Genomic DNA, 11,733 nt, shown 5'->3' on the forward strand with positions numbered 1-11,733 from the left:
ATGAGCCTGCTCATTCCCTGCATCATCGCCGGCGGTGCCGGTACCCGACTCTGGCCGGTTTCCCGCGAAGCCATGCCCAAGCCCTTCATGCGCCTGCCCGACGGCGAAAGCCTGCTGCAGAAGACCTTCCGCCGCGCCACTGGCCTGGCCGACGTGCAGCGCCTGCTGACCGTGACCAATCGCGAAGTGTTTTTCCGCACCCTGGATGATTACCGGCTGCTGAACAGGGGGGGCACGGCGCTGGACTTCATCCTCGAACCATTCGGCCGCAACACCGCGCCGGCCATCACCGCCGCCGCCCTGCATGTCGCCCGACTGTACGGCGAGGATGCGCAATTGCTGGTGTTGCCGGCAGACCACCTGATCAAGGACCTGGACGCCTTCGCCAAGGCGGTGCAAAGCGCGCGCAAACTGGCCGACCAGGGTTGGCTGGTGACCTTTGGCCTGGTCCCGACCAAGGCCGAAACCGGCTTTGGCTATATCGAGAAAGGCCAGGCGCTGGACGACGGCAGCTTCCAGGTCGCGCGCTTCGTCGAGAAGCCCGACGCGGCCACCGCCCAGGGCTACGTCGACGGTGGCCTGCACCTGTGGAACGCCGGCATGTTCTGCCTGCGCGCCGACGTGGTGCTGCGCGAACTGCAGGAACATGCCCCGGACGTGCTGGCGGCGATGAGCGAATGCCTGGCCCACAGCCATAGCCGTGAGGGCAGCCAGGAGTTGCAACTGGAACTGGACAGCAAAACCCTGGGCCTCGCCCCGGACATCTCCATCGACTATGCGTTGATGGAACGCTCGAAGAAGGTGGCAGTAGTGCCCTGCCAGCTCGGCTGGAGCGACATCGGTTCATGGCAGGCGGTCCGCGAGCTGACCCCGGCCGACGCCAACGGCAACCAGTGCAACGGCGAAACCGTGCTGTATGACGTGAACAACTGCTACATCGACTCACCCAAGCGTCTGGTCGGCGGGGTCGGGCTCAAGGACCTGATCATCATCGATACCCCCGACGCCCTGCTGGTCGCTGACAGCAAGCGCAGCCAGGACGTGAAACTCATTGCCCAGGAACTCAAGCGCCAGGGCCACGAAGCCTACCGCCTGCATCGCACGGTGAGCCGCCCCTGGGGTACCTACACCGTGCTCGAAGAGGGCAAGCGCTTCAAGATCAAGCGCATCGTGGTCAAGCCCGACGCCTCGCTGTCGCTGCAGATGCACCATCACCGCAGCGAGCACTGGATCGTCGTCAGTGGCATGGCCCTGGTCACCAACGGCGAGAACGAATTCCTCCTGGACACCAACGAGTCGACCTTCATCAAGCCGGGCAAGACTCATCGCCTGGTCAATCCGGGCGTGATCGACCTGGTGATGATCGAGGTGCAGAGCGGCGAATACCTGGGCGAGGACGATATCGTGCGCTTCACCGATATCTACGGGAGGGTTCCCGTCGAGGCCAGCAAGTCCTGAAACCCGGCAAGCACAGTACCACCCAGCCCGTCAGGGAGCTGTAAACATGCACGACAGGAAGAGTGACCAATGAAAACCCCCTTGCTGATCTTCAGTGTTCTACTACTCAGCGCCTGCAGCATCCCGGCCAAGGTGGTGCTGCCACAGAAAAACGTGCTGCAGGAAGGTCACAGGGCTGGCGAGGCGCTGGCCGGCAAGCCCCTGCCCGCGCAGCGGATTCGGGCCGGCGATACCTTGCGTATCGTGCGCAACACCGGCGAGGCGCCGTCGATCTCCGCGTTCACCGCCAACTCCATCTATGAATTGACGCTGTTCACGGTGATGAACGACGGCAGCTTCGCCTACCCCTACATCGGCAACGTCAAGGCGGCGGGCATGACGCCGCAGGAGCTCACCGTGTTCCTGCAGGACAAGCTCAAGAACATCTACCAGGACTCGGCGCTGACGGTGAACATTTCCGCCTCGCCGGGCAACACCGTGTTCGTCGGCGGCTCGGTGCGCAATCCGAACAACCTGTCGGTGACCACCGCCACCACCCTGGAACAGGCACTGATCGGCGCCGGCGGCCTGCTGCCGGTGGGTGACAGCCGCAACGTCGCGCTGCTGCGTCAGGAAGACGACGGCCGCTACAAGACCTATTTCTTCGACTACCGCGACACCATGCTCGCCGGCGTCAGCAACCGCCCGCCGGTGCTGCTGCAACGCGGCGACGTGATCTTCGTGCCCAAGTCCCGCGTGGGCAATGGCATCGAGTGGGTCGACCTGTACCTGAACCAGCTGATTCCGTTCCAGAAATCGATTGGTATCGGGGTGAACTACAACTTGCGTGAAAACAGCAACTGATCGTTAAGGACAACAGACATGATCAATATCCGCTCCTTCCGCGATTTGTTGCGCCTGTTTTTCATCTTCAAGCACGAAGTGAAAATCACCGTGCTGGTGACGCTCATCATCATCCTGCTCGGCGCCTTCCTGCTGCCCAACCGCTACGAGTCCACCGCTCTGCTGCTGGTCAAGCCGGGGCGCGACACCAGCACCCTGCCGATCGAGATCTCCGATCGCCAGGCGACCATCATCCCCAGTGCCCAGCGCGATCCGATTCTCGACGAGGAACGCATGCTCACCGGGCGCCCGATCGCCCGCCTGGTGGCCGAGCAGTACCTCAACGAACTGTCCCGGATCCCGCCGCAGGAGGGCTTCCTGGCAACGGTCAAGACCCTGGTCAAGAGCACCCTGCAAGCGCTGGTCGACGCTGGCCGCGGGCTCCTGCAACTGCTCGGCGTGGTGGAGAAGCAGACCCCGGTCGAACGTCTGGCCGACCAGTTGCTGAAGAACTTCAACGTGACCCACGCCCCCGGCTCCTCGGTCATGGAAATCAGCTTCACCTGGAACAACCCGGCGGTGGCGCAGACCATCGTCCAGAGCTGGATCGAGCAGTACGAACAGGAGCGTACCCGCAGCCTCGGACGCAAGAGTCTCTATACCTTCTATGAAAGTGAAAGCAAGGCGACCCAGGCGCGAATCCTCGACTACAAGAAAAAAATCGAGGCCCACCTCAACGAGCTGGGTGCGGTCAGCATCTCCGAGCGCCTGAACGATATCTCGCGCAACCTCAACAACCTGCGCGGCGAACACCTGAACACCACCCGGGCCGTGGCCTCGACCCGTAGCGGCCTGGAACGGATCCAGGCGCAGCTCAACAGCATGAAGAAAGAAATCAGCATCGGCCGGCAGATGAGCATCAACCCCGACCGCCAGGACCTGCAGCAACGGATCAACTCCAAGCAGATCGAACGCCAGGAAATGCTGCGCACCTTCAAGGAAGGCGCGCCACCGGTGAAGGCCATGGACACCGCCATCGCCAACCTGCAGAAACTGCTCAAGGAGCAGAACGCGGTGGTCCAGCGCTCCGACAACCTGGCACCGAACCCGGTTTATACCCGCCTGCAGAACAGCTTCGCCGACCAGCAGGCCAGCCTCAGCCGCCTGCAGACCCAGGCCGCACAGCAGAAGACCCAGCTCGAGCAACTGGAACAGGACCGTCGCCAGGCTCTGGCCATCGAGCCGGAGATGTCGCGCCTGCAACGCGAACTCGATGCCGCCGAGAAGAGCTTCGCGCTGTACAGCGAAAGCACCGAGAAAGCCCGCATCGACCGTGAACTGGACAAGAGCCGGATCAGCAACATCGCGGTGATCGAGCAGGCCACGCTCAATGAAGCCAGGGTGTTTCCCAAGAGCCTGAGCATGATCCTGCTGGCGATCCCGCTGAGCCTGGCGGTCGGCCTGCTGGCGCTGTACTTCTTCTACCTGCTGGACCAGCGCATCCACGATGGCGACAAGATCGAGTCGCGCTTCGGGGTCAAGGTCTGGACCAGCCTGCAGGATATCAGCGACAACGATCCACGGCGGCGCACCGCCTTCACCGCCAGCATGTACCGGCTGTATGGCGTGCTACCGCTGGAGCGGGTCGCCGAACATGGCCTGAGCATCGGCCTGACCTCGGCCCGTCACGGCGAGGGGGTCACCTTCGTCATCGAACACCTCGGCGAGCTGCTGCGCCAGCGCGGCCACAACGTACGCGTCGAAGGCGACGGCCCGGCACAACCCGGCGAGATCCTGCTGCTCAATGCCGGTGCGTTCTTCTCCAACCAGGAAGCCTTCGTGATCCTGCGCCAGGCCGACCTGATCACCCTGATCATCGAGGCGGAAACCACCACCGTGCCGATTCTGGAAAATGCCCTGACGACGCTCAATACCGCGTTCAAGCGGGTCGACGGCATCATCCTCAACCGCCGGCGCTTCGAGATTCCGGAACGGGTTCTCAACACCCTGGCACGGTTGCGGAGTCACGCCTGATGCATATCGCCCTGCTCGCGCCCCTGCCGCCGGAACAGAACGGTATCGCCGACTATGCTGGCCACCTGAAGGCGGCCCTGGAGGGCCACGGGGTGCGCGTCAGCACACCGCTGGCCGGATTGGGCAACGCCCCGCAGCGGGCGGCCCAGGCCGTCGCCGAGCATGACTGGCAGGGCATCGATCTGGTGCACGCGGAAATCGGGGGCGGCCGACTCGCCGAGTTCACTGCCCTGAAGAGCCTGCGCGCGCGCTTTGCGCGGTTGCCACTGACGGCCACCGTCCATGACCCGGAACGCCTGGTCTGGCGCCGCGAACGCCTGCCCTGGCCGCTGTCGCTGGCCAGCCGGCTGCCCTCGCCCCTGCCGCAGGTGGCCACGGTGCTGGCCGACCCGCTGTGCCTGCGTGAGGAACGGCAGTTGGCGCGCAGCCTGACCCGACTGATCACCCTGACCCAATCGGGCAGCCACTGCCTGCGTCAGCGCATGGGCCTGCGTGGCGAGCAGATGGCGGTGATCCCCCACGGCAACCTGGCCATCGAACCGGCGCCGCTGCCACCGCTGGAGCCGCTGAAACTGCTGTATTTCGGCTTCATCTATCGCGGCAAGGGCATCGAGGATCTGCTCGATGCCCTGGCGATGACCCTCGCCCAGCAACCCGACCTGCGCAGCCGGTTGCGCCTGACCCTCGCCGGCGGCAGCGAACCGGAAATGGCCTTCGGCCCGTCCGGCAGCTACCTCGATCAACTGCGCCAGCACATCCGGCGCCTCGGCCTGCAGGACAGCATCGACTGGCAGCTCGACCTGCCGGCCGCCGACATTCCCAAGGTGATCCAGGCCCACCACGTGATGGTGCTGCCCTACCGTGAGTCGAGCAAACTCAAGCTGCTCGGCCAGTTGCGCGGCACCAGCGGCGCGCTGTCCTGGGCCGCCGCCTGCGGGCGCGGCGCGATCACTTCCGACGCCCGCTCGTTCGCCGAAGAGGTCGCCCAGGGCAACGGCGTGATCTTCCCCCAGGGCAACGTCGCCGCCCTGGCGGCCGAGATCAGTCACCTGTGCGCCACCCCCGAACTGGCGATCCGCTGGGCCGAACACGCCAGCATGATCGGCAACCAGCGGGTCTGGAGCCAGACCGCCAACCGTTTCCTGCAGGTGTTCGAGCAGGCGTGTCGAGGGCATGAAAATGTGGCGTAAACCGATGCTCTGGGTCCCGCTGCTGGTCGCGCTGGCCGGTGTACTCAGCAGCCTGCAGTGGCGCGACACCGGCGCCCAGTCGTCCTCCCAGGTGCTGCTCAAGGCACCGCGGGCGATCGAGTGGAAAGACTTCCTCGGGGTCAACGTCCAGTTCCAGTATTTCGAGCCGGACATCTACCGGAAACAGATGAGCCGGCTCGACGAGCTGGGCCTGAACTGGGTGCGCCTGACCATCCACTGGCCGATGATCGAGCCGCAGCAGGGGGTCTATGACGTCGCAACCCTCGACGCGGCGATGAAGCAGATGCAGGCGCACAACTACAACATCCTCGCCTACCTGGTAGGTTCGCCGGCCTTCGCCAGCAGCGCCCCGGCCGACGCCACCAACACCGACCAGTACCCGCCCAGGGACTTCGACCTGTTCGCCAACCGCATGGCGACCCTCGCCGAACGCTATCCCCAGGTGAACACCTGGCAGGTGTGGAACGAACCGAACATCATCTGGCTGCCCAAGGAGGATCCGACCGCCTACTACCGGCTGCTGACCACCACCGCCAAGGCGATTCGCGCGAAGGTCCCGGGCAAGCCGGTTGCGACAGCCGGCCTGGCCTACTACAGCCAGATGCACAGCACGCCGGGGCTGATGCTCGACAGCCTGGTCAGCCAGGGGCTGGCCAGCCAGAACCTGATTGCCGCCTACCACCCCTATTCCGAACTGCCCGAGGGCGACAGCGCCGCCGCCAGGGACTTTCTGAGCAAGGCCAACAGCCTCAACAAATCGCTGCACGGCGCCGGGGTGTCGCAAGTCTGGGCCACCGAATGGGGCTGGTCGAGCTATGCCGGCCCCAGGGAGATGCAAGCGCTGATCGGCACCTCCGGCCAGCAGGACTACACCCTGCGCCGCCTGGCCCTGATGAGCGCGATGGACTACCAGAGGATCTTCCTGTTCAACCTCAGCGACCTCGACGCACGGGCCACGCCCCGCGATCAGTTCTACGGCCTGGTGGACCTCGACGGCGAGCCCAAACCGGTCTATACGGCGCTGAAGAACTTCTTCGAGGTGACCGGTCCGAAACTGCAACCGGCCGATACCCCCAAACTGCGCAACGCCCCCGACGACCTGTTCAGCGTCACCTGGACCCGCAACGACGGCGCACGCGTCTGGATGTTCTGGAGCGCCAGCGGCAGCAGCCTGCAACTGCCCGGGGTCACCCAGGCGGCCCTGTACGATCCACTGGCCGGCAGCCGTACCGACCTGAGCGACGCCCAGGCCGTGACCGTACCGCTGAAAACCAGCCTGCAACTGTTGGTGTGGTCGCCATGAAAATTCTCTGGACCCTTCCTTACCTGCCCTGGCCCACCACCAGCGGTGGCAAGACCCGACAATTCCACCTGCTGCGCAGCCTGGCAGCCCGCGGGCACCGGATCACCCTGCTGGTGCAGTCCAAGAGCGCGCTCGACGAAGCCACCCGCCAGACCCTGCTGCCGCACCTGGAACGGTTGATCGTGGTACCGCGTCGGCCCTTGCGCAGCCTGCGCACGCTGGCCACCGTACTGCTCGCGCCCTACCCGATGCTGGCCGCCGTCAACGGCTCTGCGCCGTCGCTGCAGCAGCAGTTTCGCGAGTTGCTGGAAGAACACTGGGACGTGATCCAGATCGAGCACAGCTACAGTTTCCAGCCGTTCGAACAGCCGCTGATCGAGACCGGGCGTGACTTCATCCTCACCGAGCACAACGTCGAATCGGCCCTCGGCGCGGCCAGCTACGACCGCCTGCCCGGCTGGCTGCAGCCCTTCACCCTGTACGACCAGTGGCGCTACCGGCGCTGGGAAGCCCGGGTGTTCCGCCAGACCACCGAACTGGTCGCGGTGACCCAGGCCGACGCCGAGGTGCTGCGCGAGCAGACCGGCAAGCCGGTGGCGGTGGTGGTCAATGGCGTCGACACCGGCCATTACGCCGGTGTGACACCCGACCTGCACGCCCAGCGCCTGTTGTTCATCGGCAACTACGAATACAGCCCGAACCTGGATGCGGTGGAATGGGCCCTGGAGGAAATCCTGCCGGCGCTCTGGCAGCACAATCCGAGTGTGCGTTTCGCCATTGCCGGCTACGGCCTGCCGGACGCCTGGCGCGAGCGCTGGAGCGACCCGCGCATCGAGTGGCAGGGCTTCGTGCCCGACCTGCGCACCCTGCAAAGCCGCGCCTCGATATTTTTCGCCCCCCTGCGCCAGGGCGGCGGTTCCAAGCTCAAGGTGCTGGAGGCCATGGCCGCCGGCCTGCCAGTGGTCACCACCGACCAGGGCAGCTCGGGCCTGAAAGTCGAGAACGGCCACCACTACCTGGGCAGCGAAGATCCGCAGGTACTGGCACGGATACTTGCCGAAGCCCTGGCCGACCCGGCTCGCCTGCAACAGATCGCCGACGCCGGTCGGGCCTACGTCAAGGCCGAACATGACTGGGCCGTGGCTGCCGCGCAGCTCGAAGCGGTCTACACCCGACTCCCACAGTTCAAAGAAGAAGAAGTGTCCGCATGCGTATAGGACTGGATTACCGCGCGACGAGCTACACCCACACCGGCATCGGCCGCCAGAACCTGGCACTGGAAGAGGCCCTGCGGGCCCATCCGGACGTGCAACTGCAACTGTTCGGCGTGGCGCCGGAAGATCATCCCCTGCGCCGCCGCGTGCATTGCCCACGCTGGGAGGCACCGCTGCAAGGCATTCACCGCCTGCCCCTGCGGCTGAGGTTCGAAGCCGGCTTCCTGCCCGGCGCCTTGCGCGAGGCCGGGGTCGAGATCTACATCTGCAACTTCAACATGGGCCTGCCGCTGGGCCGCAAGCCGGCCGGCATGCGCTATGTGCTGCAATTGCACGACCTGTTCCAGTTGACCCTGCAGAACAGCCATGGCTCGCGGCTCAAGGAACGCTTCTATCGGATCACCGATCGACTGTCGATCGGCCATTCGGTCAAGGTCGCCGACCGGATCTGGACACCCTCGCAGTACACCGCCGACGAACTGGTGAAGCTGTTCCCCGAAGCCCGCGACAAGGTCAGGGTCCTGCCCAACCTGGTCGACGGCTTCAGCGGCGAACCGGCCGACATCGCCGACCTGCAACTGCCCGAGCGCTACTGGCTGGCGGTCGGCACCCGCGAGCCGCGCAAGAACATCCCCTGGTTCGTCAGCGCCTGGCAGACCGCCCGCCAGCAATCGGACCAGGTCCCGGAACTGGTGCTGATCGGCGCCCCCGAACACCTGCCCTCGCCGCTGCGGCACCTGCCGGGGCTTCACTACCTCAGCGGTCTCAGCGACGCCCAGTTGCACGCGGTGTATCACCAGGCCCAGCGCCTCTGGCAACCGTCGTATGCCGAGGGGTTCGGCTTGCCGGTGGTCGAGGCACTGAGCGTCGGCACGCCGGTCGCGGTCGCCAGCGGTTCGTCACTGGATGAAATCACCCCGCCGCACAGCCCGCGCTTCTCGCCCACCGACAGCACGGCCCTGACCGCGCTGATGCTGAGCCTGGCCGAGGCACCGGCCGAAGACCCCGCCGTGCTGCGCGAGTGGGCCGCCCGGTATGCCACGGCGGCGTACCGGGAGCGCTTCAACCTGTTGCTCGAGGAGCTGCAATAATGCCGATCGCGATACCCATAGCACTGCTGTTCAGCCTGGTCTTCGGTGTGCTGGTCTGGCTGTTGCCGGCATTCAAGGTACTGGTGGTGCTGGTCGGTATCGCCGGGGTGGTGACGATCGTCCGCCACCCGCTGTGGGGACTGTTGCTGTTCACCGTGCTCGCGACCTTCCTGCCCTACTCCACGGTGCAGCTCGGCATCCGTACCACGGTCTCCGAGGCGCTGATCCTGCTGGTCTGGGGCAGCGTGCTGGTGCAGGGCCTGTTCAACAACCTGCCGGACAAGCCCCCCCTGCTGCGTACCGAGCGCCTGCTCGTGGCGCTGATGCTGTTCAGTGCCTTTCCCTTCGTCATCGGCCAACTGACGGTGAACGCCGAAGGCAACGGCCCGGTGAACTGGATCCGCTGGCTGCTGAACCTTTCGGTGCTGTTCCTGGTACCGCGCCTGCTGGACACCACCAGGGCCCGCGAGCAGGTGGTGACCGGCCTGCTGCTCGGCACCCTGATGATGCTGCTGCTGTCGATCCCGGTGTTTCTCAAGAACGGCACCGCCACCAGCATGACGCCGATCCTGGGCAAGCTCGGCTATGGCGGCATCTCGGTGCTGGGCGACAGCCTCAGCGCCATGTCCAACCGCATGGGCTCGCCCTGGATGCACCCCAACGTCACGGGTGGCGCCATGGCCCTGCTGATGCCGCTGGCTTTCTGCTTCGGCGTGACGCGCCAGGGCTGGCCGCGGGCGCTGGGTCTCGCCGTCGCCGGTCTCGGCGCGGTCGCCCTGCTACTGAGCGGCTCACGCGGTGCGTTGCTGAGCCTGATCGTGGTACTGGTCTGGCTGACACGCAAGCGCGTGCCCTACACCGGCCGCCTGCTGATGGGCGGCGCCGCCTTCGGCGCGCTGCTGCTGATGTTCTACCCGCCGCTGCAGGACCGCCTGCTGACCATTTTCTCCACCAATGACGCCAGTACCAGTGTGCGCTTCGACGAGTACTCGCACTTCCCGCAGGCCATGGCGATGTTCCCCTTCGGCATCGGCTTCAAGACCGAGCCACCGGTGCCCGGCACCGGCCTTTGGGGGATTTCCAACCTGTGGCTGAACTTCATCTACAAGCTCGGTATTCCCGGCATGCTGCTGTTCGTCGCGGTGATCTGGAGCTGGTGGCGGGAGACCCATACCCACCGCGAAACCATCGGCCTGACCGCGGACAACGCCATCTGGCTCGGCACCACCGCCGGCCTGATGGCCGCACTGCTGAGCGGCATCTTCGACCACTATTTCAGCTTCACCCAAGTACTGATCGCCCTGTTCTGGCTGCTGCTGGGCCTTAATCTGCACGAAGCCCAGCGCCTCAAGCCCAAGGCCCCGAGCCTTTCTGGAGCCCACTCATGAAACACCGTATGTTCCACTCACTGAACCTGCAGGCGGCCCTGCCCGAATACGCGGAGAAAATGGCCGTCAGCCTGGAAGAACTGCAAGCCGCCTACGAGTGGATGCTGGCCAATGACGTCTGCTTCGAACAACCGCTCAAGGGCAACGTGCTGTGCTTCATCAGCTACCTGAACATCGAGCCCCGTATCGAAAATCCGCTGGCCAGGCGCTTCTACGCCCTGCTCGGGCGCGAAATCAAGGGCGCCCTGATCCCGCTCTACGGCATCAACTGGCCAACCCTGCGCGACCGCCTGCTGCGCTGGTGGGAGCTGGCCTACAACATCCTCATCTGCAAGATTCCCAGCCATACCCTGCGCCTGCTCTGGCTACGCATCGGCGGGGCGAAGATCGGCAAGGGCTCGACGGTCTGGCGCAACACCGAGGTGCTGGGTGTCGACAGCCTGCGCATCGGCAACGACAGCACGGTCGGCTGGCACTGCCAGCTGGATGCCCGTGGCGGGCTGATCATCGGCGACCACGTGACCATCGCCTCCCATGTGCTGATCATCGCTGGCGGGCATGACGTCCAGGCACCGGAGTTCTGGGCCGTCGGTGGGCCAGTGTACATCCGCGACTACGCCTGGATCGCCAGCCGCGCGCTGCTGTCCTTCGGTGCCGACATCGGCGAGGGTGCGGTGGTCGGCGGCCAGTGCGTGGTGTCCAAGCCGATCCCTCCCTATGCCATCGTCGGAGGCCCGGATGCGGCGATCAAAGGCGAACGCTGCCGTGGCCTGAACTACAAGGTGGGCGGCAAAGGCCTGTTCACGTTGTTCCACTGAGCCGCGCCCATGTTCGGATCGACCCTCTGGCTGACCCTGGCGACCCTCACCGGTCTGGCCGCCGGCTTCGCCCGCGAGTGGCTGCTGGTGGCCGCCTGGGGCGCCGGCGGGCGCAGCGACAGTTTCCTGGTCGCGCTGTTCCTGCCGGAAGCCCTGCGCATGGCCCTGGCTGCCGGCCTGCTCAGCGCGGCGGCATTGCCGCTGTACCAGCAACGCTCGGCCGGCGACCAGGCCCACTGGCTCGGGGCCCTGGCGCCACGCCTGCTGTTGGGCGGCCTGCTGCTGGGCGGCGTAATGAGCGTGGGCGCGCCGCTTTGGGTGCGGCTGATCGGACCCGGCCTCGACAGCCAGGGTTATCAACTGGCCGGCGGCAGCCTGCACTGGCTGGCCTGGT

At 65.6% G+C, this 11,733-nt stretch carries 10 protein-coding genes; all 10 read left to right on the top strand.

The genetic code is table 11. The annotated features are described in order from the left end of the window. Window positions 1-1,458 (top strand): mannose-1-phosphate guanylyltransferase/mannose-6-phosphate isomerase, encoded by a 1,458-nt coding sequence (locus K675_RS0127605; RefSeq protein ID WP_017906699.1) that lies wholly within the window; start codon window positions 1-3, stop codon window positions 1,456-1,458. Between the two features lie 69 nt (window positions 1,459-1,527). Beyond that, window positions 1,528-2,301, top strand: coding sequence for a polysaccharide biosynthesis/export family protein (locus tag K675_RS0127610; RefSeq protein ID WP_017906700.1), 774 nt, complete (start codon window positions 1,528-1,530; stop codon window positions 2,299-2,301). 18 nt (window positions 2,302-2,319) lie between these two features. Next, window positions 2,320-4,314 (top strand): GumC family protein, encoded by a 1,995-nt coding sequence (locus K675_RS0127615; RefSeq protein WP_017906701.1) that lies wholly within the window; start codon window positions 2,320-2,322, stop codon window positions 4,312-4,314. Then, window positions 4,314-5,504, top strand: a complete 1,191-nt coding sequence (locus K675_RS0127620; protein ID WP_017906702.1) for a glycosyltransferase — start codon at window positions 4,314-4,316, stop codon at window positions 5,502-5,504. Before K675_RS0127615 ends, K675_RS0127620 begins: the two co-directional genes overlap by 1 nt. Continuing rightward, entirely contained in the window at window positions 5,494-6,828 is a 1,335-nt protein-coding gene (locus K675_RS0127625; protein WP_051070776.1) for a beta-galactosidase, read from the top strand. Before K675_RS0127620 ends, K675_RS0127625 begins: the two co-directional genes overlap by 11 nt. Further along, window positions 6,825-8,045 carry a glycosyltransferase family 4 protein gene (locus K675_RS0127630; RefSeq protein WP_017906704.1) on the top strand — a complete coding sequence of 407 codons (1,221 nt, stop codon included), beginning with the start codon at window positions 6,825-6,827 and terminating at the stop codon, window positions 8,043-8,045. Before K675_RS0127625 ends, K675_RS0127630 begins: the two co-directional genes overlap by 4 nt. Next, entirely contained in the window at window positions 8,036-9,133 is a 1,098-nt protein-coding gene (locus tag K675_RS0127635; protein ID WP_017906705.1) for a glycosyltransferase family 4 protein, read from the top strand. Before K675_RS0127630 ends, K675_RS0127635 begins: the two co-directional genes overlap by 10 nt. Then, entirely contained in the window at window positions 9,133-10,521 is a 1,389-nt protein-coding gene (locus tag K675_RS0127640) for an O-antigen ligase family protein (RefSeq protein WP_017906706.1), read from the top strand. Before K675_RS0127635 ends, K675_RS0127640 begins: the two co-directional genes overlap by 1 nt. Further along, window positions 10,518-11,339, top strand: coding sequence for an acyltransferase (locus tag K675_RS0127645; RefSeq protein ID WP_017906707.1), 822 nt, complete (start codon window positions 10,518-10,520; stop codon window positions 11,337-11,339). Before K675_RS0127640 ends, K675_RS0127645 begins: the two co-directional genes overlap by 4 nt. Before the next feature lie 9 nt (window positions 11,340-11,348). Continuing rightward, a partial coding sequence (locus K675_RS0127650) for a lipid II flippase MurJ (RefSeq protein ID WP_026145586.1) occupies window positions 11,349-11,733 on the top strand: 385 nt, incomplete at its 3' end.

The organism is Pseudomonas fuscovaginae SE-1 (assembly GCF_000364705.1).
Taxonomy (GTDB): domain Bacteria; phylum Pseudomonadota; class Gammaproteobacteria; order Pseudomonadales; family Pseudomonadaceae; genus Aquipseudomonas; species Aquipseudomonas fuscovaginae_A.